The sequence below is a fragment of the Tanticharoenia sakaeratensis NBRC 103193 genome (assembly GCF_000963885.1).
GTDB classification, from domain to species: Bacteria; Pseudomonadota; Alphaproteobacteria; order Acetobacterales; family Acetobacteraceae; genus Tanticharoenia; species Tanticharoenia sakaeratensis.
In genome coordinates this window covers 1-26024 of record NZ_BALE01000017.1, presented here as the reverse complement: position 1 = coordinate 26024, position 26024 = coordinate 1, and the positions used below count along the sequence as shown (strand labels likewise).

24 protein-coding genes are annotated in these 26024 nt (G+C 63.4%); 9 read left to right on the top strand and 15 right to left on the bottom strand.

What is annotated here, in order from left to right; all coding sequences use genetic code 11:
- Positions 1-37 precede the first annotated feature (37 nt).
- The 5 genes from B8446_RS07285 to tkt form a co-directional block, all read right to left on the bottom strand.
- Positions 38-898, bottom strand: a complete 861-nt coding sequence (locus tag B8446_RS07285; protein ID WP_241767685.1) for a Cof-type HAD-IIB family hydrolase — start codon at positions 896-898, stop codon at positions 38-40.
- Positions 895-2430, bottom strand: a complete 1536-nt coding sequence (gene zwf, locus B8446_RS07280; RefSeq protein ID WP_048848695.1) for a glucose-6-phosphate dehydrogenase — start codon at positions 2428-2430, stop codon at positions 895-897. The genes B8446_RS07285 and zwf overlap by 4 nt, the downstream gene beginning before the upstream one ends.
- Before the next feature lie 84 nt (positions 2431-2514).
- Entirely contained in the window at positions 2515-3513 is a 999-nt protein-coding gene (gene gnd, locus B8446_RS07275) for a phosphogluconate dehydrogenase (NAD(+)-dependent, decarboxylating) (protein ID WP_048848694.1), read from the bottom strand.
- 119 nt (positions 3514-3632) lie between these two features.
- Positions 3633-6500, bottom strand: a complete 2868-nt coding sequence (locus B8446_RS07270; protein WP_048848693.1) for a bifunctional transaldolase/phosoglucose isomerase — start codon at positions 6498-6500, stop codon at positions 3633-3635.
- Between the two features lie 109 nt (positions 6501-6609).
- Positions 6610-8715: a transketolase gene (tkt, locus tag B8446_RS07265; protein ID WP_241767698.1), complete on the bottom strand. Its 2106-nt coding sequence runs from the start codon at positions 8713-8715 to the stop codon at positions 6610-6612.
- Between the two features lie 469 nt (positions 8716-9184).
- Between tkt and B8446_RS07260 the strand changes: the two genes are divergently transcribed.
- The 5 genes from B8446_RS07260 (at position 9185) to B8446_RS07240 (ending at position 13468) form a co-directional block, all read left to right on the top strand.
- Positions 9185-10240, top strand: coding sequence for an MBL fold metallo-hydrolase (locus B8446_RS07260; RefSeq protein WP_048848691.1), 1056 nt, complete (start codon positions 9185-9187; stop codon positions 10238-10240).
- A complete protein-coding gene (locus B8446_RS07255; protein ID WP_048848690.1) occupies positions 10237-10731 on the top strand; it encodes an ankyrin repeat domain-containing protein in 495 nt (164 codons plus the stop codon). Before B8446_RS07260 ends, B8446_RS07255 begins: the two co-directional genes overlap by 4 nt.
- Complete coding sequence (gene hisC / locus B8446_RS07250; protein ID WP_048848689.1) at positions 10728-11789, top strand: histidinol-phosphate transaminase; 1062 nt, start codon at positions 10728-10730, stop codon at positions 11787-11789. Before B8446_RS07255 ends, hisC begins: the two co-directional genes overlap by 4 nt.
- An 87-nt stretch (positions 11790-11876) precedes the next feature.
- Complete coding sequence (locus B8446_RS07245; RefSeq protein WP_048848688.1) at positions 11877-13085, top strand: SMP-30/gluconolactonase/LRE family protein; 1209 nt, start codon at positions 11877-11879, stop codon at positions 13083-13085.
- A 113-nt stretch (positions 13086-13198) separates the two neighbouring features.
- On the top strand, positions 13199-13468 hold the full coding sequence (locus tag B8446_RS07240) for a hypothetical protein (RefSeq protein ID WP_048848687.1): 270 nt from the start codon (positions 13199-13201) through the stop codon (positions 13466-13468).
- 18 nt (positions 13469-13486) lie between these two features.
- Here B8446_RS07240 and B8446_RS16575 read toward each other — a convergent pair whose 3' ends face one another.
- The 3 genes from B8446_RS16575 to B8446_RS07230 all read right to left on the bottom strand — a co-directional run bounded on the left by B8446_RS16575 (position 13487) and on the right by B8446_RS07230 (position 14883).
- A complete protein-coding gene (locus tag B8446_RS16575; protein WP_241767684.1) occupies positions 13487-13768 on the bottom strand; it encodes a hypothetical protein in 282 nt (93 codons plus the stop codon).
- A gap of 84 nt (positions 13769-13852) precedes the next feature.
- On the bottom strand, positions 13853-14302 hold the full coding sequence (locus tag B8446_RS16570; RefSeq protein WP_241767683.1) for a glycosyltransferase family A protein: 450 nt from the start codon (positions 14300-14302) through the stop codon (positions 13853-13855).
- A gap of 62 nt (positions 14303-14364) precedes the next feature.
- Positions 14365-14883, bottom strand: a complete 519-nt coding sequence (locus B8446_RS07230; protein ID WP_048848686.1) for a GNAT family N-acetyltransferase — start codon at positions 14881-14883, stop codon at positions 14365-14367.
- Positions 14884-15106: 223 nt separating this feature from the next.
- Here B8446_RS07230 and B8446_RS07225 point away from each other — a divergent pair, with 223 nt between their 5' ends.
- From B8446_RS07225 to B8446_RS07215, 3 genes are read left to right on the top strand one after another with little or no spacing between them, the layout of a single operon-like run.
- Entirely contained in the window at positions 15107-16372 is a 1266-nt protein-coding gene (locus B8446_RS07225; RefSeq protein WP_048848685.1) for an aminopeptidase, read from the top strand.
- Entirely contained in the window at positions 16369-16992 is a 624-nt protein-coding gene (locus tag B8446_RS07220; protein ID WP_199484065.1) for a hypothetical protein, read from the top strand. Before B8446_RS07225 ends, B8446_RS07220 begins: the two co-directional genes overlap by 4 nt.
- Positions 16993-17020: 28 nt before the next feature.
- Complete coding sequence (locus tag B8446_RS07215; protein ID WP_048848684.1) at positions 17021-17434, top strand: hypothetical protein; 414 nt, start codon at positions 17021-17023, stop codon at positions 17432-17434.
- A 1-nt stretch (position 17435) separates the two neighbouring features.
- Here B8446_RS07215 and B8446_RS07210 read toward each other — a convergent pair whose 3' ends face one another.
- Positions 17436-17858 carry a flagellar export protein FliJ gene (locus B8446_RS07210; protein WP_148505891.1) on the bottom strand — a complete coding sequence of 141 codons (423 nt, stop codon included), beginning with the start codon at positions 17856-17858 and terminating at the stop codon, positions 17436-17438.
- 58 nt (positions 17859-17916) lie between these two features.
- A complete protein-coding gene (locus B8446_RS07205) occupies positions 17917-19311 on the bottom strand; it encodes a FliI/YscN family ATPase (protein ID WP_048848682.1) in 1395 nt (464 codons plus the stop codon).
- 142 nt (positions 19312-19453) lie between these two features.
- On the opposite strand from B8446_RS07205, the gene B8446_RS07200 reads away from it, so the two are divergent.
- Positions 19454-20188, top strand: a complete 735-nt coding sequence (locus B8446_RS07200; RefSeq protein WP_048848830.1) for a response regulator transcription factor — start codon at positions 19454-19456, stop codon at positions 20186-20188.
- A gap of 6 nt (positions 20189-20194) precedes the next feature.
- Here the strand turns inward: B8446_RS07200 and thiD are convergent, their stop codons facing one another.
- The 5 genes from thiD to B8446_RS07175 form a co-directional block, all read right to left on the bottom strand.
- Complete coding sequence (gene thiD / locus B8446_RS07195) at positions 20195-20998, bottom strand: bifunctional hydroxymethylpyrimidine kinase/phosphomethylpyrimidine kinase (RefSeq protein WP_048848681.1); 804 nt, start codon at positions 20996-20998, stop codon at positions 20195-20197.
- On the bottom strand, positions 20995-22353 hold the full coding sequence (gene glmM, locus B8446_RS07190) for a phosphoglucosamine mutase (protein ID WP_048848829.1): 1359 nt from the start codon (positions 22351-22353) through the stop codon (positions 20995-20997). The genes thiD and glmM overlap by 4 nt, the downstream gene beginning before the upstream one ends.
- 131 nt (positions 22354-22484) lie before the next feature.
- On the bottom strand, positions 22485-24413 hold the full coding sequence (gene ftsH / locus B8446_RS07185) for an ATP-dependent zinc metalloprotease FtsH (protein WP_048848680.1): 1929 nt from the start codon (positions 24411-24413) through the stop codon (positions 22485-22487).
- A gap of 103 nt (positions 24414-24516) precedes the next feature.
- A complete protein-coding gene (tilS, locus tag B8446_RS07180; protein ID WP_048848679.1) occupies positions 24517-25572 on the bottom strand; it encodes a tRNA lysidine(34) synthetase TilS in 1056 nt (351 codons plus the stop codon).
- Between the two features lie 44 nt (positions 25573-25616).
- Positions 25617-26024, bottom strand: a 408-nt coding sequence (locus B8446_RS07175; RefSeq protein ID WP_048848678.1) for a tetratricopeptide repeat protein, incomplete at its 5' end; no start/stop codon positions are given.

The window sequence follows — 26024 nt, the reverse complement described above, 5'->3', positions numbered from 1 at the left end:
GGCCGGGCAGCTGTCGCGACCCAGCCGGTCAAATAGTTCAGTCGCGCGGCGCACGAGGCAGGACGAACTCGCGCATTGCCTGCGCCCACCCGTCCGCATCGTTGCGCCCGGTGACGACATGGGCATGGGACTTCACACGATCGGTCGCATTGCCCATCGCAATTCCCAGGCCCGCGCGCTCGAGCATCGGTATGTCGTTGCTCATATCCCCGATACACGCCACCTCGTCCATGCTGATGCCGAGCACGCGCGCAAGTTCATGTGCGGCATAGCCCTTGTTGGCATCCACATGGGTGATGTCGAGATAGTAATTCGAAGATCGGTGCACGCTCGCCATGCCCGCCAGCATTGCCCCGATCTCGATTTCCATGCGCTCCAGCAACGCATATTCCGTGCTGGCGCCCATGATCTTGCCGACGCCGTCGTAGTACGGACGAAAATCGGGAACGATCGTGGGCGGGACTTTCGTCACCTTGTGCTCATGCTCGACATAGGCAGCACCCGGATCGCGAACGAGCCAGTCATGGCCACGGAACAACCATGCATCGACCTTGTGGACAATCAGCATGTCACATGCGGCGGACACGGCGTCAGGTGCCAGTGTCAGGCTGGAGACGATCTCTCCCTCGGGATTGACGATCAACCCGCCGTTCAGCCCCGCGCGTGGCGTATCGATGCCGAGCGGGCCGAGATACATCTCCATGCCCCGCGGCGCACGCGAACTGACAAGGCAGAGCTTGATACCTGCCGCACGCAGGGCGCGCGCGGCGTCCAGCGTGGCAGGTGACAATGCCTTGTCGGGCCCGACCAGCGTTCCGTCGATGTCGGACACCACTAGCCGGATCGTCGTTGCCTGGGGACGACGAACGTCCGGGGCGGTTGCGGCATCCAGACTCACTTGGAAAGGTCCAGCCAGCGGCGCCCGTCACGATGCATCAACTCGTCCGCTTCACGCGGCCCGTCTGTGCCTGCGGGATAGAAAGACATCGGCACGCCTCCGGAGTTCCAGTGGGACAGCGCCGGCTGCACGACGCGCCAGCCTGCCTCGATATTGTCGGCACGCTGGAACAGCGTCTGGTCGCCGACGAGACAGTCATAGATCAGCGTCTCGTAGCCGGTCGTCGGGCCATCGCTATACCAGTCGGCATAGTTGAAGTTCATCCGGACGCCGCCAAGTCGCACCGCCGGGCCCGGCACCTTGGCCGAGAACTGCAGCGTCACACCTTCGGACGGCTGGATATGGATAATGAGAATATTCGGCGTCAGACGCTCGACCGGCGTGTCGCGGAACAGCGCGAACGGAGCCTGCTTGAAGTGAATGGCGATCTCGGTCTTGCGCTGCGTCAGGCGCTTTCCCGTCCGCAGGTAGAACGGCACGCCTGCCCACCGCCAGTTGTCGATCCCGAGCTTCATGGCGACGAACGTCTCGGTCTGGCTGCCGATGCCGATATCCGGCTCCTCGCGATAGCCCTTGAGCGCCGTCTCGCCCTTCATGCCGCTGATATATTGACCACGCACGATCTCATGCACGGATGCCTCATGGATCGCGCTGAGCACTTTCGACTTCTCGTCGCGCACGGCATCGGCCTCGAACGAGGTCGGTGCCTCCATCGCAGTCATGGCCAGCAGCTGCATCAGGTGGTTCGGCACCATGTCGCGCAATGCGCCCGTGCTCTCGTAGAACCGGCCGCGTTTTTCCACGCCGACGACTTCGGCCGCCGTGATCTGGACATGGTCGATGTTCTGCCGGTTCCACAGTGGCTCGAAGATACCGTTGGAGAAGCGCAGCGCCATGATGTTCTGCACCGTCTCCTTCCCGAGGTAATGATCGATGCGATAGATCTGGCTTTCCTCGAGCGAGGACAACAGCCGGACGTTCAGAGCCCGCGCGGACGCCAGATCGGAGCCGAACGGCTTTTCGATCACGACACGCCGGTACGTCTCATCATCCTCCTGCGCGAGACCCGATTCGCCCAGATGGTCGACGATCGTGCCGAAGAAACGCGCCGCGACGGCAAGATAGAACACCGCGTTCTGGTGCCCGAGGCGCTCGGAAAGCGCGGTATAGGTCGACGCTTCCTCGAACGATCCACGCAGATAGGACGTCCGTTCCAGTAGGTGATCCCAGACGTCCTGGCGTAATGCGATGGCCGAAGTGCCGCGTCTGGTCACGAAGTCGTTGATCGCATCCTGGAACTGTTCGCGCAGTGACTCAATGGTCATCTCCGCCCAGTCAACCGCGATGATCTGGAAATCCTCGTCCAGCAGGCCCGCGCAGGCAAGATTGTAGATCGCGGGCATCAGAAGCCGCTTGGTCAGGTCGCCGCCGCCGCCGAAGATCACCAGAGCGCCGCGTGGCGCGCATTTGACGGAGCGTGTGCTCTCGTCATTTGCAACCGACGAACGTGTGGTCGCAATCAGTTCACCCATGGTCCCCATCCTTCCGGCAACCCGGAAATCTGAAAGAATTGGTGTCGGGGCGCGGACGGTTGTCCGGCCCCGACACGTCAGTAATTACTTCTTCTCGACGTGGCCGCCGAAGCCGAAGCGCATCGCGGAGAGCACCTTCTCGGCGTAGTTGTTACCGGAACGCGAACGGAAGCGCGTGAACAGGGATGCCGTCATCACGGGAACCGGCACGTTCTCTTCGATCGCAGCCTCGATCGTCCAGCGGCCTTCGCCGGAATCCGATACCTCGCCCGAGAACTCGCTGAGCGACGCGTTCTTGGTCATCGCATCCGCGGTCAGGTCCAGAAGCCACGACGACACGACAGAACCGCGACGCCAGACTTCGGCGATGTCGGCCATGTTCAGGTCGAAACGCTCGGCTTCCGGAAGATGAGCCGCGTTCTTCGACTTCATGACGTCGAAGCCTTCGGCAAATGCCTGCATCATGCCGTATTCGATGCCGTTGTGGACCATCTTCACGAAATGGCCGGATCCGGCCGGGCCACAGTGCAGATAGCCTTCCTCGGCACGCGGATCGACGCCGGTTGCGCCTTCGCGACCCGTCGTGCGCGGCACGTCGCCCTTGCCCGGTGCCAGCGCCTTGAGGATCGGATCGATATGATCGGTCGCGTCCTTGGTGCCGCCATACATCATGCAGTAGCCGCGCTCGAGGCCCCACACGCCGCCGGACGTACCGACATCGATGTAGTGGATGCCCTTCTCGCTCAGCTCCTGGCTGCGACGGACGTCGTCCTTATAGTAGGAATTGCCGCCGTCGATGATGATGTCGTTGTTGCCAAGCAGCCCCTTCAGTTCCTGCACGCAGGCCTCGGTGATCGCGCCGGCCGGCAGCATCACCCAGACGATCTTGCGATCGGCCGTGATCTTGCTCACCAGATCCTTGACGCTGTCAGACGAGACCGCCTTGCCTTCGACCGCACGGCCGTGAACCGCCGACACGACCTTCGGGTCGCGGTCGAACAGCACGACGTCGTGGCCGTGGCGGCTGAGACGCACCGCGATGTTGCCGCCCATACGGCCAAGGCCGATGATGCCGATCTGCATGTCTTTTACTCCTGGCATGCCGTGATGCCGATCAATGCGCCCGGACACACTCGAGGTGTCGGGACGGTGTGCTTTTGAAAAATCCGCTCCGGATACCCGGAGCGGATCATGGCCCAATATCAGATGGCGCTCTCGATTGCGCTGCTCAGGGCTCGAAGCCCCTCGTCGAGCGGCCCCTTGATATGAACCCGCAGGGCGCGGCGGCCACGCTCGGCCAAGACATCGAAGTCACCACGAGCCTGTGCCGCCTTCACGACGCCGAACGTGTACTTCTCGCCCGGGACCGGCAGATCGGCCGCGTCATCCGCGGTGATCTGCAGGAACACGCCGTTATTGGCGCCGCCCTTGTAGGCCTGGCCGGTCGAGTGCAGGAAGCGCGGTCCGAACTCGGCAGCCGTCGCAACCTTCAGCGCATCGCGGATCCGCAGACGCAGGGACTGGATCCAGGCACGCGTCGATTCGTCGCGTTCGACATAAGCAAGAATGCCGATGTAGTCGTCCGGCTTCACTTGCCCGAACAGGGCCTTCAGGATCGCGACTGTATCGCCGCCCTTCAGGGCACCGGCATTCTTCGCATCGGCGAAGAACGAAAATGCCCCGTCGGTTGCGAATGCCGTCTCGGCCGGGAGCGAACCCGTCTCGTTATAGGCAGTCGTCAGCTTCTTGGTCTCGATCTTGGATGCTTCCACATCCGGCTGATCGAACGGGTCGATATCGAGCACCGCACCCGCGACCGCGGTTGCGAATTCCCAGTGGAAGAACGCCTGGGCGATCTGTTCCTTGGTGTCGAGATCGATCGTGACGACAGGCTGCCCTGCCTTCGCAAGTGCCGCGATCGCCGCATCCTGCTCGGATGAGGTTTCACCCGTCAGACGAAGATACGCGAAGACGCGGTCATTACCGTAAACAGCCGGCTCGCCCAGCGTCTCATCGTCGATCGGCACGAGACCGCGACCGATCTTTCCGGTCGATTCCGCCAGGAGCTGCTCGAGCCATGCCCCCAGATCGTAGATCGCGGGGGATGCCACGATCGTCACCTTGTCACGACCGAACTTGGTCGCGGCGACACCGAGGATCGCTCCGAGCTGGAACGCGGTGTTGAATGCCGGCGGAACGCTCTGCGCGCTGGCCTTGACCGAACGCAGGGCACTCTCGAGGAACGAACGGACAGGCAGACCCGATGCCGCAGCCGGCACGAGGCCGAAGTTCGACAGGACCGAATAACGACCGCCGATCTGCTTCTCGCCGTAGAAGATCTTCCAGAAGCCATCGCCCTTGGCGACCTGCTCCATGTGGGAGCCCGGATCGGTCACGGCGACGAAATTCTGGCCGACCTTGTCGCCCAGAACCTTCTTCGCGGCCTCGAAGAAATAGGCCTTGAGGATGTTCGGCTCCAGCGTGCCGCCGGACTTCGACGAAACGATGAAGAGTGTCTTGGCCGGATCGATCTTGCCTTCGAACGACTTGACCTGCTGCGGGTCCGTGCTGTCGAGCACGTGCAGCGTCGGGAACCCGGCATGCTTGCCGAAAGTCTCGGCGATGACCTCCGGACCGAGGCTCGATCCGCCCATACCGAGCAGCAGCACATCGGTGAAGCCGCGTGCCTTCACGTCGGATGCGAACGCTTCCAGCTCGGACACATGTGCCAGGCGGTCATCGACGATGTCGAGCCACTTCAGCCACTTGCCTTCGTCGCCACCGGTCCAGACCGACGCGTCCTTGGCCCACAGCTTCCGCAAGTCGCCGGACTTGCGCCACGTCTCCGTCTCGGCCTTGACGGCTTCCTCGATATCGGACGGCAGCTCGGCCTTCTGGATCAGCAGCTTCTTGGCGAGGATCTCGTTTTCCTTGCGGGCGACCACGCCAAGGAGGCTGTCGAACGCATCGCAGAAAGAGGCACAGCCTTCCTTCACGAGGGTCTCGGTCACGCCGTGGAGGTCGAGGCCCAGACGCTCCTGCTGGGCCATGACATGCTTCGCGCCCTCAACATCCTCGATCAGGCTGTCGCGCAGCTTCCCGTGATCACGGAAGGCGTCGAAGGTAGCCGGCGGGATGGTGTTGACGGTCTCGGGACCGACCAGCTCGTCGACATACAGGACGTCGGAATAGGCCTTGTCCTTGGTGCCGGTCGAGGCCCACAGCAGACGCTGCGGCTGGGCGCCTGCGGCGGCCAGTTTCTGCCAGCGGTCGGATTTCTTGACCTCGAGATAATGCTGGTAGGCGACCTTCGCGTTCGCGATGGCGACCTTGCCGCGCAGGGCCTTGAGCGCCTCGGCATCCTTGTCGCCGGCTGCAACGCGCTTGTCGATCGCTGCGTCGATCTTGCCGTCGATACGGCTGACGAAGAATGACGCGACGGACGCGATCTTGGAGATGTCCTCGCCGCGGGCGTGGCGGGATTCAAGACCGGAAATATAGGCTTCGAGAACGTCCTTGTAGGCCTGGAGCGAGAACAGGAGCGTCACGTTGACGCTGATGCCTTCGTCCGTTGCCATCTGGAACGCGGGAACGCCATCATGCGTGCCCGGGATCTTGATCATGAGGTTCTGGGCACCGACCGTCTTCCACAGGCGACGCGCTTCCTCGATCGTGCCCTTGGTGTCGAACGCGAGATAGGGGGACACTTCGAGGCTGACATAGCCGTCGAGGCCCTTGGTCGCCTCGAACACCGGATACATGACCTTGGCGGTCGCCCGGATGTCGTCGATCGCGAGACGCTCGTAGAGTTCGCCCGGCGAAAGGATTTCGGTCTGCAGCAGTTCCTTGATCTGCGCGTCGTAATCCGTGCCGTAGCCCATTGCCTTCTCGAAGATGGCGGGGTTGGACGTGACGCCCTTCAGGCCGTCCTCATCCACCAGCTTCTGCAGGCTGCCGTTGGCAGTGAAAGAGCGCTGGATGAAGTCGAGCCACGGGGACTGCCCGTGCTTCTCCATCCCGCGCAATACGTTGGCGACCGTGCCAACATCCTGTTTCGTCACGACATTCATGACATGCTCCCTTGCCGTCTTCCTGGCTTGGAGAGCGCGATGCCGGAGCACCGGCCCCCCGTAGCCTGGAGCCGGAGCCGCGCTCCGGCTCTTCGATAGTCTTTTCCGCTTACTTGGCGGCCGTACGTGCGGCCTGCTTCTTGGCGGCTTCGTAAACTGCTTCCGGAGTGAACCCGAACTTGGTCAGCAACGCGCTGAGCGGGGCAGAAGCTCCGAAAGTATGCATCGCGACGATCGAGCCACCGAAACCGGTGTAGCGATCCCACCCGAAGGCGGCCGCCTGCTCCACTGCCACGCGTCCGATGACGTCCGACGGCAGCACGCTCTCGCGATATTCTTCCGACTGCTCTTCGAACAGATCAAAGGACGGGAACGACACCACGCGGGCCTTCACGCCTTCGGACGTCAGCTTCTCGTAGGCGCCGACGACCAGGCCCACTTCCGAACCGGACGCCATGAGGATCACGTCCGGCTTGCCTTCGCAGCTTGCCAGCACGTACGCGCCCTTCGAAACGCCCGAAGCGGGTGCATACTTTGTCCGATCCAGCGTCGGCAGGTTCTGACGGCTGAGGATCAGCACGGCCGGCTTCTCGGTCAGCGGCATGATCGTACGCCAGGCCTCGGCGACCTCGTTCGCATCACCGGGACGGATCGTCATGATGCCGGGCGTTGCACGCAGCTGTGCCAGTTGCTCGATCGGCTGGTGCGTCGGACCGTCTTCACCCACGCCAATCGAGTCATGTGTGAAGATGTAGATCGTCGGCACTTCCATGATCGCGGACAGGCGGATCGGCGCCTTCATGTAGTCCGAGAAAATCAGGAAGCCCGAGCCGTAGGCACGGATGCCCGACAGCGCGATGCCGTTCATGATCGAACCCATCGCGTGCTCGCGCACACCGAAATGCAGGTTGCGGCCCGCATACGTGCCATTCCATTGCGGCGGCTGGAAGGAGCCTGCGCCCTGGAACGTCAGGTTCGTCTTGGTCGACGGCGAAAGGTCCGCCGAACCACCGATCAGCCACGGCAGATTGAGCGCCACCGCATTGATGACTTCGCCCGAGCTGGCGCGAGAGGCGATGCCCTTGGCGCTGGCTTCGTAGGTCGGGATTGCCTTGTCCCAGCCTTCCGGCAGGCGGTGATGGAAGATGTCCTCGAGCTCGGCCGCTTCCGTCGGATATTCCTTCGTGTAGCGAGCAAACAACTCTTTCCACGCTGCGCTCTTCTCTGCGCCACGCTTGCCGACACCATCCTTGAAGTGATCCATCACGCCATCGGGGACGAAGAACGGCTCGGTCGACGGCCAGCCATAGGCCTTCTTCGCGCCGGCGATCTCTTCTTCACCCAGCGGCTCGCCATGGGCATGGGCCGTGCCGGCCTTGTGCGGCGCGCCGTAGCCGATGACCGTGGTCAGCTTGATGAAGCTCGGCTTGTCCTTGACCGCCTTCGCGGCCTCGATCGCCTTCTTCAGCGCCGGGATGTCGTTCGCGTCATGCAGCTCCTGCACGTGCCAGCCATAGGCCTCGAAACGCTGAGCCACGTTCTCGGTGAAGGCGAGATCGGTCGAGCCTTCGATGGAGATCTGGTTGCTGTCGTAGATCCAGAGCAGGTTGTCGAGCTTGAGGTGACCCGCCGTGGAAGCCGCCTCGGAGGCGACGCCTTCCATCATGTCGCCGTCGCCGCACAGGACATAGACATTGTAGTCGAAGAGGTCGAAGCCCGGCTTGTTGTAGCGCGCGGCCAGCCACTTCTGGGCAATCGCCATACCTACGGAGTTGCCGCAGCCCTGGCCGAGCGGGCCCGTGGTCGTCTCGACACCCGCCGTGAAGCGGTATTCCGGATGCCCGGGGGTCTTGGAGTTCAGCTGACGGAACTGCTTGAGGTCGTCGATGGTGAGCGACGGGGTATCGAGCACCTTGTCATGCGCGATGTCGCGCACGCCGGTCAGATAGAGCGTCGAGTAGAGGAGCATCGACGCATGGCCGACGGACAGAACGAACCGGTCGCGAGCGGGCCACAGCGGATCGGCCGGATCGTAGTTCATCACCTCCTGCCATAGCGTGTAGGTCACCGGCGCCAGCGCCATGGCCGTTCCCGGGTGCCCCGAATTCGCCTTCTGCACACCATCCATCGACAATGTGCGAATGGTGTTGATGCTGAGCGTGGCGATATCACTCGCCCCGGATACGCCTTCCGGCGCGCATGCGGCCTGGAGCATGAGAGAACGCATTAGAAATCAATCCTCCGAAATGTCTGCGCCGATCAGATCCCCGGACCCGATCGCGGCCCGACGATCCCCCGCTGGCGCCTAAGCGCGCACCGCCGGGAGATCGGGCCTTTCGCTCGGCGCGACATTCACATGCCCCTCGCAGGGGCCGCAAGCACCCACAGGGGAACAACCCCGGAGCGCTCGTCGGAACATGCAACGCACGACACAAAGAGGCGTCGATCGCGGCAACGCGGCCAGGACAACGGCTCGACATCGCGGCGCCATAAAGCGCTCATCGTTCGTCACATGCCAGACCGAATGACATCACGACTCCTCGACTGGCCGACAGGTCCGTTTCTATGCCGAAACACGTCGTTTGCGGCCGGTTCCCCGCCTCTTTCCCGACGGTGCCGCGTCCCCTAGACGATATGACAGAACGGTCGGATTTTCCGTCCGGCTTGCTGCGAAAGGATCTTCGTTGCCCCCGCTGAATCCCGATCATTTCGATGGCCGCCGCTTCTTCAATCCGATTTCCTTTCGCCGCTCCGGCGAGCCCCTGCCCCATCCACACGGCTTCGGCACGATCTGGCGCTGGCAGCGCGACCGGATCGGCAAATGGCCCGATCATCTTCCGACTCATACCCCCGCTGGTGACCCGAAGGCCTCTCCGCCCCCAGGGACAGTGGCCATCACCTTTCTCGGGCATGCCGCCTTCCTGTTGAGAATTGGTCGAATCGGCCGCCCTCCTCTCACGATCCTGACCGATCCGGTATTTTCGGAACGGTGCTCTCCCTTTCGCAACCGGGGGCCCAGACGCGTTGTGCCGCCAGGCCGCCCCCTGTCGGCACTGCCGCGCATCGATGTCGTCCTGGTGTCCCACTGTCATTACGACCATCTGGACCTGCAGAGCCTGCGGAGCATCGCGCAGCGGGACGATCCGGTCGCAATCACGCCGCTCGGCAATGGCGCGCTGCTGCGCAAAGCGGGACTGGCGCAGGTGGTCGAGCGGGACTGGTGGGAAAACGTACGCCTGCCTTGCGGCACGCGCATCACCGTGACACCAGCCCGTCACGGATCGGCCCGGACACCGTTTGATCGCAACAGGCGGCTCTGGGGCGGATTCATGATCGAGACGGAAAACGCGAACGAGCCCTCGCCCACTCGCGTGTTCTTCGCAGGCGACAGCGGTCACGGCACCCATTGGTCCGCGATCCGCGCAAAGCTCGGCGCTCCGGACATCGCATTGCTGCCGATCGGCGCCTACGAGCCACGGACGATCATGCGCCGTGTCCACATGAACCCCGAGGAAGCGGTCGAAGCCTGCATCGAACTCGACGCCGTTCATGCAATCGGCATGCATTTCGGGACTTTCCGCCTGACCGACGAACCGATCGGCGAACCGCCCGTGCGATTCGCGATGGCCGCCGAAGCCAGGGGGCTGCCCCATGGCCGTTGCTTTACCCTTGGCCTCGGCGATGTCACGGTGCTGCCGACTTCGCACACGAACCCCTTGCAACCCCCGGATGCGTCATGAGCCCCCCTGACCCAACCCCCACCTACACGCCCGAGCAGATCACAGCGCTGTTCATCGATGCCGCGCGAGAGGGCGACCTTCCGCTCCTGACCGAGTTCATCGACGCCGGCATGGCCATCGACGCGCAGGACAGCCGCGGCTACACCGCCCTGATCGTGGCCACCTATAACGGCCGTCACGAAGCGGCCGAGCTCCTGCTCACGCGCGGCGCCGACCCCGACCAGAGGGACGCCAAGGGTGCGACCGCGCTGGCCGGCGTCGCCTTCAAGGGGGATCCGTCCATGGCACGCCTGCTTGTCAGCCATGGCGCCACGGTCGATGCCCGCAACACAGTCGGTCGCACGCCGCTGCTGTTCGCAATCATGTTCGGCCGCGATGACATGGCACGTCTGCTGCTGGAAGCCGGTGCCGATCCGGACGCAACTGACGGTGAGGGTGCCAGCCCGCGCATCCTGGCTGCCCGTCAGGACCGGGCAGATCTCTTTCCATGAGCCGGTTCTGGAATGCCCGCGTTCACGGCCTTTCGCCTTACGTCCCAGGCGAGCAGCCGCGCATGTCGGGCCTGATCAAGCTCAACACGAACGAGCTTCCTTACGGCCCCAGCCCCCGTGTGCTGGAGGCCATCCGCGCCGAGACCGGCGACACGCTGCGACTCTATCCCGATCCGACGGCCCTTGCGCTGCGCGAAACGATAGGGCGCCACCACGATGTCTCGCCGGCACATGTGTTTGTCGGCAACGGATCGGACGAGGTGCTGGCCCACGCGTTTCGGGCGCTGATCCGTGACGACGCCCCCGTCCTGTATCCGGACGTCAGTTACAGCTTCTATCCGGTGTATGCCGGATTGTTCGGCCTCGAGACGCGCGAGGTTCCGCTGACGCCGGATTTGTGCATCGATGTTGCCGACTACACCGGGCCCTGCGGAGGGATCGTCATTGCCAATCCAAACGCACCCACGGGCATTCCCCTGTCCCTCGATGCGATCCGGGCTCTCGTCACCCGTCATCCCGACTGCACCGTGATCGTGGACGAAGCGTATGTGGATTTCGGCGGCACCTCGGCGATTCCGCTGGTACGTGATCATGACAATCTTCTCGTGGTCCAGACGCTGTCCAAGTCCCGTGCCCTTGCGGGCCTGAGGGTCGGGTTCGCCATCGGACATCCGGATCTGATCGACGGTCTGACCCGCGTGAAGGACAGTTTCAACTCCTACCCGCTGGACCGCCTGGCGCAGGTCGGCGCCATCGCCGCGATCGAGGACGAGGCATGGCTGCAGCAGACGACGGCGCGGGTCATCGCGAGCCGGGAGCAACTGGTCGCGGGCCTTGCGGAACTTGACTTCGAGACGCTGCCGTCCGCCACGAACTTCATCCTGACGCACCATCCCGATCGCCCGGCCGCCGATCTCGCCGCCGCACTGCGCGAACAGGCGATCATCGTGCGGCATCTGCGTCATCCGCGCATCGCGGATTTCCTGCGGATCACGGTTGGAACCGATGCGGAGTGCGACCGTCTGTTGACGACACTGCGCACGATACTCGGACGGTAGGCTTCCTCACGATCCGGTGAGTGTTGCGATCCCGCACCCGGTTGTCGCAGTTTGACACGCGATGCTCCTGCACGATGAGGTCCGGCCTTGAAACGACGCGCGTTCCTTCACGCCACACCGCTCGCCACAACTGCCGCTCTCGGTGCCGCCCTGGGGGGCGGCGGCGTGACCCCGGCCCGGGCTGAAGGCAACGCCGACAACGGCACCGAGCCCAGCGGCCCGTTCGAAGTCGTCGCGCAGTTCTTCGGTCCCGGTCCCTCGGGCATCGTCGTCATGCCGGATGGCCGCACGTTCGTGGGTTTCCCCCGCCATGCGGTCAATCATCCCGGCGCAACGCTCGGCGAGCTGAAGGGCGGCAAGGTCGTCCCCTATCCCAGCGCCGATCTCAGCATGCCGTCCGGGCGTGCGCCGGCCGATCGCCTGATGTCGATCCACGGCATGACGCGCGATTCGCAAGGCCGGCTCTGGGCGATCGATGACGGCAAGCTCGCCGGCCATTCCATCCCCGCCGGTGCTGCGAAAATCATCTGCATTGATCCGAAGACGGACCAGATCGTCCACAAGATCGTTCTGAAAACGCCGGTGATGCTGCCGGACAGCCACATGAACGATCTTCGCGTCACGTTGAAGCATGGCGCGCAGGGCACGGTCTTCGTCACCGATTCGTCCTTCGGGACGCAACCCGGCCTCGTGATCGTCGACGTTGCGACCGGCCGTCAGCGACGGGTGCTGACGACGCATCCGTCCGCCCTTCCGGAAGAGGGCTTCATGGCCATCATCGAGGGCGTCCCGCGCCGTTACATCCCGCATCACCCGCAGATGGTGTCGGGCGGCATCGACGGCATCGCCATCACCCCGGATGAGACGCGTCTGTTCTATGCGCCGCTGACCAGCCGCAAACTCTACTCGCTGCCGGTCGATCTGCTCGCTGATCAGGACACTCCGGAAGAGAAGCTGGCCGAGGCAGTCAGGTATGAAGGCGAGAAAGGCACGGCGGACGGACTGTGCTTCGATCGGCACGGGCGGCTCTACACCACCAACTACGAGCACGACTGCATCCTGCGCCGCGATCCGGACGGCAGTTTCGAACTGATGGTGCGCGATCCGCGCATCCTCTCGCCGGACGGAATCTGTGCAACGGACGACTACATCTACTGCACGCTGGGCCAGTGGAACCGGCTGGCGTCGTTCAACGACAAGCATGACATGCGCGTGCCGCCCTACCAGCTCATCCGTTTTCCGATCGAGCATCCCGCCGGTTACAATGCAGACCCGAGCGGCGGTCAGGACCTGTAGCATCGGGCTTGCGAGGCAAAGTTTTGCCCTTATCCTGATGGATGTTCAGACGGCGCCCCCACGACGCGCAGGGGGCGCCGTCTTGTCATGTACCCGAAGAATGGATTTCGCCCATGCGCGCCTATCACGGCCAGTTCTCCGACAACCAGCCCATCCGCCGCAATACGGCGGAGAAGCAGAAGCAGCTTCGCGACCTCAAGGAAACGCTCGCGTCCATGAAGTCTCACACGTCGCCATCGCTGCGTGAGAGCATCCGCAACCGAATCGTGACGCTCGAGCAGGAACTCCGCACGGCTGCGCGCAAGGACGAGGCGCGTGCGGCGGAAGCCGCAACCCGCCAGCCGCGCCCCCAGGGCCCGCGCCGTCCCCGTCGCGAATTCTGAACCGGCGATCGCGCTGGCCTATCCGGCCAGCGCCCCGGCCCGGGTCCAGGCCTCTCCCATGAGTTCGGCGCGCACGGGCGCCAGAATGTCGGACGCCCCTGCGACGTAATACGAAGTTGCGAGATTCGTGCCGCGTCCCGGCTGGGTTCGAAGCTGCGCATAGACGCGACGATCGGCCGTCATCTGTGTCGCGTCGTTGTCGAGCGGCATGTTCCAGCATGCCAGGGCCGCCTCACAGCGGCGCTTGTCGATCATCAGGCAATTCGGATCGACGAAGCCCCCGAATTTCTGAGCGAACATCCCTCCCTCGCCGACCGATTCCCAGACATCCACTGCAGCGGGCCGCATCGTCGTCGGATGGACGAACCAGCGCCCTGAAAATGCTCAGTCGTGCCCTTCGCAGGCGGTAAGCAGACTGGCGAGATGGCGCGGGTCCCACCAGTTATCGTCATCGAGGTAGGCAACGTGCGCGGCATTGGCGAGATGGGACAGCACACAGCGCAGGACACCCCCGTCGCAGGCCCGACCCAGGCCACCGTGCCGCTCCGACGTCGAATAACCCGGCCACAATACCTGCACGACCCATCCCGACGGTCGCAACGCGCAGGCCGCGCGGATCGTGTCCAGCGCATCGGCCGAAGCTGCGCTGCAATCCACACCGATCAGGATATGAACAGGACCCGTGTCGCGTTGTCGGAAAACCGACTGCAGGGCGTGACCGATGCTCGGCCGCAGGACGCTCGGCATGACGACAGCCGCGGAATACGCGGTCTGTGCGACCTGACCGTCATCAGAGAATGTGTGCAGCCCCGGAGTCATCAGCGAGGTGATCATGCCGTTCTTCCGGGCCCTCCGGGTTTCGCCATTGTCCACGACCCGTTTCCTTCCAGATCGTGTCATCGTCGAGGCATATCGCTCAGAATCGCCCAGCGTTCATGGTCCCGCCAGACACCATCGACCCTGAGATAACGCGCCGAGTAGCCTTCGCGCACGAATCCGACTCTGCGCACCAGAGCGATCGACCGCAGGTTTTCAGGCTGAATGTTGGCTTCCAGCCTATGCAGACCCATCGGCCCGAAGGCCTCAGCCAGCACGTGGGACACTGCTCTGGTCATCAGTCCACGGCCGAGCGCAGGCGTATGTCCCCAATAGCCGAGATAGGCGCTCTCGAAGCTTCCACGCACGATTTCGCTGATCGTGATGCAGCCGACGACCGTGCCATCGCCAAGCGTCGCGATCATCGGGCACGCACGCGGCCCGTCCTGCGCCGCAAACCATTGCCGAAATGCATCAAAGTCTTCAGGCGGCCGCGCCCAGAGACCGAGCGATGCGCGCGACGCTACTGCGGCTGTGATCACGGCGTGGGCGTCATCTGCACGCAGTCGGCGGACGATCAGGGTATCGGCGTCATCCATCGCGCCCTTCCAAGGCATCTCCGAGCATCAGAATATCCTTCCGTCAAAGCGCGTGCCCCGATCCGCCGGCAAGATATGCTCCAATTCGGGCCTCTTGGCCGCACTCTTTTGACGTCGCTGCCCCTGCCACGGATGCGAACCTCCCGTGCAGGCAGGTGTTCCATCTTGCGCGCCACCGGGCAACGTCCCACGATCCTGTCCATTGTTTTGAAGGAGATGACCCATGCCCGGAAATTCCGACATGCAGATTGCGGACCCGGTCGATCCGGTACTGCTCGACAAGCTCGGCGAAGTCGCTGTCCGGACGGGCCTCAACCTTGCGGAAGGCCAGGAACTCGTCATCACGGCCCCCCTCGCCGCCGTGCCGCTCGTCCGGTGCATCACGGAACACGCCTACAAGGCCGGCGCTTCTCTGGTAACGACGTTCTATTCGGACGACGCGACGACCCTGATGCGCTTCCAGCACGCGCCAGATGCGGCTTTCGACACCGCGGCCGGCTGGCTCGCCGAAGGGATGGCGGCCGCCTTCCGGAGCGGTGCTGCGCGCATGGCGATCACGGGTGCCGATCCGACGCTGCTCGCGGGCCAGGATCCGGAACGGGTCGCGCGCGCCAGCCGTGCGGCTTCGAAGGTCAATCGTCCGGCGATGGAACTGATCACGAGCTTCGCCGTGAACTGGAACATCGTGGCCTGCGCGACGCCTGCGTGGGCACGGCAGGTTTTCCCGGATCTCGATGAAACTGCAGCCGTCGCCAAGCTGTGGGACGCCATTTTCCATGCGTCCCGCGTCGACGTGGCCGATCCGGTTGCCGACTGGGCCGCACATAATGCGCGCCTGCACGCGCGCGCCGCCTATCTGAACGAACGACAGTTCGAGAGCCTGCATTTCACGGGCCCCGGCACCGATCTCGTGGTCGGACTGGCAGATGGCCACGTCTGGGCAGGCGGGTCGGAAGCTGCCGGAAATGGCATTACCTGCAACCCGAACATCCCGACCGAGGAAGTCTTCACCACGCCTCATCGCGCCCGTGTCTCGGGCCGCGTGCGCAGCACCAAGCCCTTGTTCCATCAGGGCACACTGATCGACGACATCGCCGTGATGTTCGAGGGCGGCCGGATCGTGGAAGCAAGCGCCAGCAGCGGTGAAGCCGTGCTCAAGCGTATTCTCGAGACTGACGAAGGTGCAGCCCGTCTGGGCGAGGTGGCGCTCGTGCCGCATTCCTCCCCGATTTCCCAGACCGGCGTGCTGTTCCGCAACACGCTCTTCGACGAAAATGCCGCAAGCCACATTGCGTTGGGGCAGGCTTATACGAAGTGCCTGCGCGACACCGACGGCCTCGACGCCGCCGCCCTCGCCGAGCGCGGCGCCAATGACAGCCTGATCCATATCGACTGGATGATCGGCTCGGCCGAGATCGATGTGGACGGCATTGCACCGGACGGCAGCCGCACGCCGCTGATGCGCCGCGGCGAATGGGCCATCGCATGATGCGCGCAATACTGCTTGCGGCCCTGACAGCCGCGCCGATGCTTGCCGCACCGTTGGTCGCAACGGCGCAGGACATTCCTCCTGCCCCGCAAGGCGGCTTCTACGGCGGCCAGTACGGTGAGCAGGGCAGCTCAACAGCGGTTGACGGCGTGCAGGGATCCGGGGCCATGCCGCAACAACCGGCCCCGTCACAATCGGCTCCCGCCATGACGCCGCAGATGCGCCGGGACATCACGATGGGCATGACCTATCGCCTGCCAGGCGACTTTCTGCCGCGTGCAGCCGCGACCCTCAACGCCTTGCACTCATCCGGTCTCCAGCCGCCCAATTCGACGGGCATGAGCCTCGAACAGACGATCGCCCAGATCGAGGCAATCCCCGGTCTCGTGCCTATTCTGCGTGCGAACGGCTTCGATGCACGCTCATTTGTGTTGGGCATGACGGCGTTCGGCATGACACTCGCAACCGATCAGGGCCGCGCTCCGCCGCCAGGCATGCCCGCGCCCAACCCCGCCAATCTGGCTCTGTTTCATGCTCATCCCGATCAGGTGCAGGCGCTGATTCAGGCGATCGGCGCTCCGCCGGGCCAAATGCAGGCAACCCCGGGCGGACAGGAATAAGGCCCATTGCCATGACGGCTTTTCCATCATGACCACCGTTAGAATCGATCCCTTCCAGTTCCCGGATCTCGACATCGTGGCGCTGGCCAACGATGGCCATATCCTGCGTGCCGAGCGCGAAACAGCACCAGGTGCCCTTCCCGCGTTCATTACCGCCGGAGACTGGGAACTGCTGCTGGACCGGTTCGCATCTACCCATCCCGACAGCGTTCAGGGCGTGGTGACCGGTCTTGAAAAGGCGACGCAGCGGTTGATGGCACATCTGGCAGCCGCCGCCAGCGAGACCGGGCAAACGCCTCCTACCTTCACCTGCCCGAGCGACCTGTTCGCCGACGACGGCACGGTCATCGTGGCTCTCGTCCGAGACCGGTCCCATCCCGTCGTCTGTGCGCTTGTGGGAACGGAAGACAATATACGAACGCTGCTGCGCGCGGCCGTCTGACTCACAAGGCGCTGTTGGCCGGCCACAGATCGTCCAGACGCTGCTGTTCGTGGCGCGCGCGGATCATGTCCGCGCTGCGTTGCCGCTCGGCGATAATGGTCTCGACCGCCTTGACGGATGCCTGCGCCATCGCGACTGCCGAGCGCGCAAAGGCGGTATCCAGCGAGGCCTCGCGCTCGCGTTCGCGCGCACGCAGCAGAACTTCCCGTCCACGGGGCAGCCAACGGGCAAAGCTTTCCACGACGGCATCGTCGCAACCCGGATCGGCCGCCTTGCGCTGTTCGAACAACAACGCTTCCTCAGCGTCCGCAACACAGGCCGTTGCCGAGACTTCGAGTGACAGCACGTTGGCGAAATGGCGTTCCGCTTCCGCCTTCTCCTGTCTGCGCAGACGCAACAGGCTATCGAGAGGTCGCGTAGGCATGACAGCACACTCCTGAATTATCAATACGGTTTCTCACCATTTCGGAATTTCGCCCGACTTATGCGGCAAGGGCACCGGCGTTGTCCGACAGGGCATCCTGCAGGGCCCCAAAGCCGCTCTCGATCGTCGAGGTCTCATGCTTGCCCTGGGACAACATTGCATTCAGGGCCGGATAAACCCGCACTGCTTCGTCGACCGCAGGGTCGGTTCCGGGCTTGTAGGCACCCAGCCGTATCATGTCGGCCATGTTCTCGTGCGTTGCGAGACATTGGCGCGCCAGACGTGTCAGCGAGGCTTCCTCCGCGGACAGGCATCCCGGCACAGTGCGGGAGAGAGACTTCAGAACATCGACTGCGGGGTAGCGGCCTTCCTCGCCGATACGACGGTCCATGACCACGTGGCCGTCCAGAATACCGCGCACGGCGTCTGCCACAGGCTCGTCGTGGTCCCCGCCCTCAACGAGGACCGTGAACAGCGCGGTGATATGACCGGCATTGCCGTTCCCGTCGCGCCGTCCCGGGCCTGCCCGCTCGAGCAGACGCGGCAGTTCCGCGAAGACCGACGGCGGGTAACCTTTCGTCGCCGGTGGTTCTCCTGACGACAGTCCGATCTCGCGCAATGCAAGGCAGAACCGCGTCACGCTGTCCATGAGAAGCAGGACGGACTTGTCCTGGTCCCGGAAATACTCGGCGACGGACAACGCGGCATAGGCAGCCTCCCGTCGCATCAGCGGTGGGGAATCGGAGGTTGCGACGACGACCACGCTGCGCGCCATCCCTTCGGGACCAAGATCATCCTCTATGAATTCACGGACCTCCCGGCCTCGTTCGCCAACCAGCGCAATGACGGCAACGTCGCATTTCGCCTGTCGCGCAAGCATGGACATCAGGGACGACTTACCGACACCCGAGCCCGCGAAGAGACCGAGCCGCTGGCCCACACGGCATGTCGTAAACACGTCGAGAACACGAACCCCCAGATCCATGCGGGGGCCGAGTCTTGCCCGTTCGATCGGACCGGGCGGCGAGGGCCTGAGCGGTTGCATGTTCGGACCGGGCACAATGGGGCCCGCGGCATCCAGCGGTCGTCCCAACGGATCAATGACCCGGCCAAGCCAGCCCTCGTGAACGGCAAGCCCCGACCGGTCACGACCGGTCACCGTACGTAAGGTAGCAGGCGTGCCCGGACCGATGCCGTCAACGGCACCAAAAACCATCAGACGCGCGCCGTCATGACTGAACCCCACAACCTCCGCGAGCACATCCTGATGACCGAGGGGACAGAGTGTGACCCGATCGCCTATGACCAGAAGCGAGGCAATTCCGCGGATCGTGACACACAACCCTGAGACGCAGACCACCTGCCCGGTCGCCTGCGTCGCCGACATTGTCGCGATCTCCGCAGATATCCCTTCGTTAAGGCGGTATTTTTCACGAATTCCGTCGCGCTTCATAGACTTACGTTACGCTGAAGAGGTTAACAGGCTGCCAACACGATCGCTCCGGATACGAAAAGATTCGCTTAACGATATTTTTGCACTGGACGTTTACAACCTTAGGTAGTAACCAATGGTCAACAACCTTGGAGCTGACCTCGTGCGTATCCTTCTCGTTGAAAACGATGCCTTTGCCGCGATCGCCCTCAGCTCCATGCTGCGCAACGCAGGTTTTACAATTGACCAGACGCCCTCGGGAGAGGACGCGCTCGAGATGCTCCGCCACTATGATTACGATGTCGTGCTTCTGGAAGTTCTGCTGTCCGACATCGAAGGATACGAGGTCATCCGCCGGGCCAGGCTGGCGCGGAGCGATGTCCCGATGCTGGTGCTGTCCAGCCTCACACGCCCCCAGGCGAAGGTGCGGGCCTTCTCTGTCGGAGCGGACGATTACATGACCAAACCGTTTGACGGTGCGGAACTGGTGGCGCGCATCAACGCGGTCCTGCGTCGGTCGCGCGGGTTCAGCGAACCGAACATCCGTGTCGGCAACCTGGAACTGGATCTGAACGGCAAGGTCGTGATGATCGACGGAAATTCCGTTCACCTGACAGGCAAGGAGTATGCGATCCTTGAACTTCTCGTGCTGCGCAAAGGCATTGTCCTGACCAAGGACGCCTTCCTGAACCACCTCTATGGCGGAATCGACGAGCCGGAGATGAAGATCATCGACGTCTTCATCTGCAAGCTTCGGCGCAAGCTTCAGGCCAAAGGCGCCGGACACCTCATCAGCACCGTATGGGGCCGTGGCTATGTCCTTCGTGATGTTGCGGAGGGCGCGCCTGTCATGCCGGCAGCCGCAGCAGTAACGAGGTCCGAAACCGTCGCTGCCTGACGCGCCCTAGGCGAAGCGGTTCGGATCGATGCCGGCGGCGTGGTCCACCGGCCCTGCCAGGGTTCCGTAACCCGGGGCCCCTTCAATCGCTGCCCGCAGATAGGAGCGTGCACGCCGCAGGGACGCATCGAGATCAAGTCCCTGCGCGAGCCCCGTTGCGATGGCACTGGCCAGTGTGCAGCCGGTGCCATGGGTATGGCGGGTAGCGATGCGGGGCGCGGGGTATGTCTTCACGCCATCAGCATCGAGCAGCACGTCCGTGATCATGTCAGATTCGAGGTGGCCGCCCTTGAGCACCACCGCGTTGGCGCCACGCTCTCGAAGGGCATGAGCGCCAGCAATCATGTCATCGACCGATCGGATCGTTCGCCCCAGCAGAAGCTCGGCCTCGGGAATATTGGGGGTCAGCACGGTTGCCATCGGTATCAGACGACCGAACAGGGCCGCGATTGCGCCCGGCGCCAGAAGCTTCGCGCCGCCTTTCGCGACCATGACGGGGTCCACGACGAGCGGAACGCCGGAATATCCCTCGATCGTATCGGCGACTCTGTCCACGATCGCCTCGTCGACCAGCATGCCTGTCTTGATTGCATCGACACCGAAATCGTCACACGCGGTGCGGATCTGCAACGCCACGAAATCCGGATGCGTGACCTCCACGCCGTGCACGCCATGCGTGTTCTGCGCGGTCAGAGCGGTGACGGCAGTCATCGCATAGCCACCGAGCGCCGTAATGGCCTTGATGTCGGCCTGGATCCCTGCACCGCCGCCGGAGTCACTCCCGGCAATCGACAGGATACGCCCCTTCATGCCGCGCGCCCCACGGCCTCGACAACAGAGCAGATCTCGCTGACGACTTCCTCAACCAGATCCGGCTGATCGGCTTCCACCATCACCCGGATCAAAGGTTCGGTGCCGCTGGCACGAAGGACGAGGCGTCCATGGTCGCCCAGTTTCTCTGCGGCCCATGCACGTGCCTGATCGAGGCGCGGCGATTTCAGTGGATTCTGCCCCGTGTAACGCACATTACGCAGCGTCTGGGGGAAAGGCTCGAAGATCCGGCAGATCCGGCTCGCGGGTGCATTCTCCTCGACACACACCGCCAGCACCTGCAAGGCCGCCAGCAGGCCGTCACCGGTCGTAGCGTAATCGGACAGGACCATGTGCCCTGACTGTTCGCCACCGACATTGGCCCCCAGTTCGCGCATGCGCTCGACGACATAGCGATCGCCGACTGCCGTCCGATGAAGCGTCAGGCCCTGCTCGGCAAGGTTTCGCTCCAGACCGATATTCGTCATGACAGTCGCCACAACGTCCCTCGTCCGCAGCGCGCCGCGCGCTGCCCACGAACGGGCAATCAGCCCGAGAATCTGGTCACCGTCAATCAGTCTGCCAGTCTCGTCAGCAAGCACGACGCGATCGGCATCGCCATCGAGTGCAATACCGAAATCCGCGTTATGCTCTCTTACGGCTGCACACAGCGCTTCGGGATGGGTCGAGCCGACATCGGCATTGATGTTCACGCCATCAGGCGTGCACCCGATGCGGATGACCTCCGCGCCCAGTTCCCACAATGCTGTAGGCGCCACCCGATAGGCGGACCCGTTGGCGCAATCGATGACGATTTTCAGACCGTCGAGACGGCGCCCGCGTGGAAACGAGGCCTTGGCATTCTCGATATAGCGTCCAGCCGCATCATTGAGGCGTGAGGCACGTCCAATCGCGGAAGGTTCAGCGAGCTGAGCCGTCAGATCCTGCGCCATGAGCGCTTCGATCTCGCATTCCACGTCATCCGAGAGCTTGAACCCGTCCGGCCCGAACAGCTTGATGCCGTTGTCGCCAAACGGATTGTGGGATGCCGAAATCATGACACCCAGATCCGCCCGGAGCGACCGCGTGAGCATTGCAATCGCCGGTGTCGGCAGAGGACCGACCAGGGTCACGTCCATTCCTGCCGACAGAAATCCCGAGACCAACGCGGATTCGATCATGTAACCGGACAGCCTGGTGTCCTTGCCGATGATCACACGGTGACGGTAGGAGCCGCGCGTGAAACGCAGGCCGCCTGCCTGACCGAGCTTCTGCGCGATTTCGACTGTCATCGGTGCGGTATTGGCAGTGCCGCGAATACCATCTGTCCCGAACAACGCGCGCCTGCCGCCCATCATACCGTCCTTTCGACGAAAACCCTGGCGCAGGTGTATCGCGCGGACGCCGCTGATCCAATGCCCAGCCCATGCGATTTATGCTTGCGCCCATCGCTCAACAAAAAAGGGAGGCCGAAGCCTCCCTCGCATCAGCCCGGCGCAGGAGCCGGTCCGAAATCTCCTGTGCCTGCACCACCCGACGGGCGAGGCGGCGTGGCTGGAACCGATGCACGTCGGCTGTCCGGAGCCAGGTCGTCAACCACGATCCGCTCGATCTTTTCACCGCGCAGAACGCGACGGATCTCATCACCCGACAAAGTCTCATACTCGAGCAGCGCATTCGCCAGACGATGAAGATCATCGATATGGGACAGCAACAGCGCATGAGCGGTTCGATACGCGTTGTCGATCAGGGCCTTGATTTCGGCGTCGATCTCTCTGGCCGTCTGCTCGGACACGTTCTTGTTCTGCGTGACCGAATGTCCAAGGAACACCTCCTGGCCATTATCGCCATAAGCAATCATGCCGAGCTTCTCGCTCATGCCCCATTCGGTGATCATGCGACGCGCCTGATCGGTCGCCGCCTTGATATCCGCCGAGGCGCCTGTGCACACATTGTCCGCGCCGAAGATGATCTCTTCAGCCGCACGGCCGCCCATCGCCAATATCAGTTCGGCAAGGCACTTGGCCTTGCTCTTCGAATAGCGATCGCCTTCGGGCAGGCTCATGACCAGGCCCAGCGCACGGCCACGCGGTATGATGGTCGCCTTGTGCACCGGATCGCAAAGCGGCGTCAGGATGGCGCAAAGGGCATGACCGCCTTCATGATAGGCCGTCATCCGCTTTTCATCGTCGCTCATGACCAGCGAACGACGCTCGGCACCCATCAGGACCTTGTCCTTGGCGTTCTCGAACTCGAGCATGGCAACGGTGCGCTTGCCCAGCCGGGCCGCCAGCAACGCCGCTTCATTAACCAGGTTGGCGAGATCCGCGCCGGAGAAGCCAGGCGTGCCGCGTGCAATCACCTTGGGGTCGACATCCGATGCAAGCGGCACCTTGCGCATGTGAACGCGAAGGATGCGCTCGCGACCCGAGACATCCGGATTCGGGACAACGACCTGCCGGTCAAAACGGCCGGGGCGCAAAAGCGCTGGATCCAGCACGTCGGGACGGTTGGTTGCAGCAATCAGGATAACACCCTCATTGCTTTCGAATCCGTCCATCTCGACAAGCATCTGGTTCAGGGTCTGCTCGCGCTCGTCATTGCCGCCGCCAAGACCGGCGCCACGATGACGGCCAACCGCATCGATTTCGTCGATGAAGATGATGCATGGCGCCGACTTCTTGCCCTGCTCGAACATGTCGCGGACACGCGAGGCACCCACACCGACGAACATCTCGACAAAGTCCGAGCCCGAGATAGTGAAGAAAGGCACGTTCGCCTCACCGGCGATCGCACGGGCGAGCAGCGTCTTGCCGGTGCCCGGAGGGCCGACTAGCAGCGCGCCCTTCGGGATCTTGCCGCCGAGCCGGGTAAACTTCTGGGGGTCCTTCAGGAATTCGACGATTTCCTGAAGCTCACCCTTCGCTTCATCGATGCCGGCAACGTCTTCGAACGTCACACGCCCCTGCTTCTCGGTCAGAAGACGCGCGCGCGACTTGCCGAAACCCATGGCACGTCCGCTGCCGGACTGCATCTGGCGGAAGATCAGGAAACCCACGCCGAACATCATCAGGATCGGCAGATAGTTCAGGACATAACGCAGCAGCGGGCTGCCGTCCGGATCCAGAGGCTTCGCCGTGACCTCGACGTCCTTCGCCGTCAGATGCGAGACGAGACCAGGATCGAACGGCGCATAAGTCTCGAAGGACGTGCCGTCCTTGAGTGTGCCGGAGATGTTCTGGTTCTGGATCACGACGGAGCGGACGCTTCCGTGATCCACATCGCTGACGAAATCGGAATAGGCCAGTTGTTGCGACGCATGCTGGCTGCCGCCTGGCTGGAACACGTTGAACAGCAGCAGCAGCAGGACGATGATTATCACCCACAGCGCCAGATTGCGGCCAAAGTTGTTCATATCGGCAATCGTTCCATAACCCGGAGTGCACGAACCGCATGCTCGGCCCAATCAGGCCAAAAATAGTCGGTGAGTGTTAACATAGGGCAAAGACACGCCTTTCCTAGCCCCAGAGCGATTCATCCGTCGCAGCGCGGCATGCCGCAATTTCGAATCCGCAATCACGGAACGTCGGAAGCACGGCGCGGATCGTGGCCGGCAGAAATTTCGTGTCCGCCGCCGACATACGCCCGGCAGCCGGGCGGAAGGCAGCATCAACTCTCTGTTCCGGCTGCATAATCCAGCCAGCGGAATATCGCCCTGCCGAGACGATACGAGCCCCTCCAATCGTGAACGGACGCCCGTCTTCCCTGATGAGGTCTGCGATCCTCACAGAGCTGATGCGATGACTGGCCCCCGTCATCGCCTGAATCAATGAACTGTAGCCGACCGCCGACACGCCCGTGGCAGGGAGAAGCACCCAGCCGGCCGGGTGCGCCGTGACGTGGTTCGCAAGCTCCTGCGTGGTGTCTGCCGCCTGTTTCATTCGAAGATGTCCCTGTCGGGACGCGATGGAACAGACGCGCTGGACCCGAGCAGGCGTCAGACGCTGCCTGATCCGGACACGCTCGAATTTGCGGTTCGCGTTCGAAGCGTCTTCAACCCACTCGATTCCATCCTGCACCAGCCGGGCCCTGAGCCGTTCGGGTGCAACTCCAAGAAGCGGCCGCACAAGGCGGAGCGAAGCCAGTTCGGCCACCACCGCCATCCCTGCCAGACCATCCGGTCCGCTTTTTGCGCGCTTTCGGATCAGCACCGTCTCTGCCTGATCGCGTGCGTGATGTCCGAGCAGCAGGTCTATGCAACCGTGGCTGACGCAGGCTTGGGTGAGCACGTCGTACCGGGCCTTTCGCGCACGCGCCTGAAGCCCGGCGCCGGAGGAAAGGCCGTATATATCGAGCCGAACAGCACGAATGTCGTGTGCTGCGAGACGCGCACATGTGAGGTCGGCCTCGGTGCGCGACGTCTCCCGCAGCCCGTGATCGACAACGAACGCGATGACGGCGCGCCGCCAGCGCCGAGCGAGGATGGCCAGACACAGACTGTCAGCCCCACCGGAGACCGCCATTGCAACCGGCAGATGAGGGCGATCGGGCACCCAGGGCCCGACCGCCGCCATGAGACGCGCGAATTCCGCGTCGGTAAAAGATGTCGGCGTCCCGATCAGTGGCAGGACGCGCGGGATGCGAACGCCTGCGCGGCGCTGCGGACCCGTGGTTGCGGCGTCGGGAATTCCGCATGAAGCTTGTCCAGCGCCTGACAGGCAGAATGCTTGTCGCCCATTGCCAGCATGCTTGCCGCAACCCCGAGCAGCGCGTCCTGCGCGCGCGGGGCATGCGGGGCCTTGGAGTAGGCATCGTAATACGCCACGGCGGACTGACGATACTGACGCTGGCCGGCAAGCGACTGCGCCACGAGATACTGCGCATCCACCTTGGCGGGCGTCGTCTTCGCTGCCGCCAGCGCTGCGCGTCCGTTCCGCTCGGCGCCCGCATAGTCGCGCTGCATCAGCGCGGCCCGACCGGCCGCCAGCGGATCGGCGGGGGCAGCGGGCTGGGGCGCGGGCGCAGG

Coding starts and splice junctions, on each gene's coding strand:
- zwf (WP_048848695.1), bottom strand. CDS start 2,430: ATGGGTGAACTGATTGCGACCACACGTTCGTCGGTTGCAAATGACGAG.
- gnd (WP_048848694.1), bottom strand. CDS start 3,513: ATGCAGATCGGCATCATCGGCCTTGGCCGTATGGGCGGCAACATCGCG.
- B8446_RS07270 (WP_048848693.1), bottom strand. CDS start 6,500: ATGAATGTCGTGACGAAACAGGATGTTGGCACGGTCGCCAACGTATTG.
- tkt (WP_241767698.1), bottom strand. CDS start 8,715: ATGCTCCAGGCCGCATGCGCGCCGGAAGGCGTATCCGGGGCGAGTGAT.
- B8446_RS07255 (WP_048848690.1), top strand. CDS start 10,237: ATGAGCCCCCCTGACCCAACCCCCACCTACACGCCCGAGCAGATCACA.
- hisC (WP_048848689.1), top strand. CDS start 10,728: ATGAGCCGGTTCTGGAATGCCCGCGTTCACGGCCTTTCGCCTTACGTC.
- B8446_RS07240 (WP_048848687.1), top strand. CDS start 13,199: ATGCGCGCCTATCACGGCCAGTTCTCCGACAACCAGCCCATCCGCCGC.
- B8446_RS16575 (WP_241767684.1), bottom strand. CDS start 13,768: ATGTTCGCTCAGAAATTCGGGGGCTTCGTCGATCCGAATTGCCTGATG.
- B8446_RS16570 (WP_241767683.1), bottom strand. CDS start 14,302: ATGATCACCTCGCTGATGACTCCGGGGCTGCACACATTCTCTGATGAC.
- B8446_RS07230 (WP_048848686.1), bottom strand. CDS start 14,883: ATGGATGACGCCGATACCCTGATCGTCCGCCGACTGCGTGCAGATGAC.
- B8446_RS07225 (WP_048848685.1), top strand. CDS start 15,107: ATGCCCGGAAATTCCGACATGCAGATTGCGGACCCGGTCGATCCGGTA.
- B8446_RS07220 (WP_199484065.1), top strand. CDS start 16,369: ATGATGCGCGCAATACTGCTTGCGGCCCTGACAGCCGCGCCGATGCTT.
- B8446_RS07215 (WP_048848684.1), top strand. CDS start 17,021: ATGACCACCGTTAGAATCGATCCCTTCCAGTTCCCGGATCTCGACATC.
- B8446_RS07210 (WP_148505891.1), bottom strand. CDS start 17,858: ATGCCTACGCGACCTCTCGATAGCCTGTTGCGTCTGCGCAGACAGGAG.
- B8446_RS07205 (WP_048848682.1), bottom strand. CDS start 19,311: ATGAAGCGCGACGGAATTCGTGAAAAATACCGCCTTAACGAAGGGATA.
- thiD (WP_048848681.1), bottom strand. CDS start 20,998: ATGAAGGGGCGTATCCTGTCGATTGCCGGGAGTGACTCCGGCGGCGGT.
- glmM (WP_048848829.1), bottom strand. CDS start 22,353: ATGGGCGGCAGGCGCGCGTTGTTCGGGACAGATGGTATTCGCGGCACT.
- ftsH (WP_048848680.1), bottom strand. CDS start 24,413: ATGAACAACTTTGGCCGCAATCTGGCGCTGTGGGTGATAATCATCGTC.
- tilS (WP_048848679.1), bottom strand. CDS start 25,572: ATGGCGGCGGTCGGGCCCTGGGTGCCCGATCGCCCTCATCTGCCGGTT.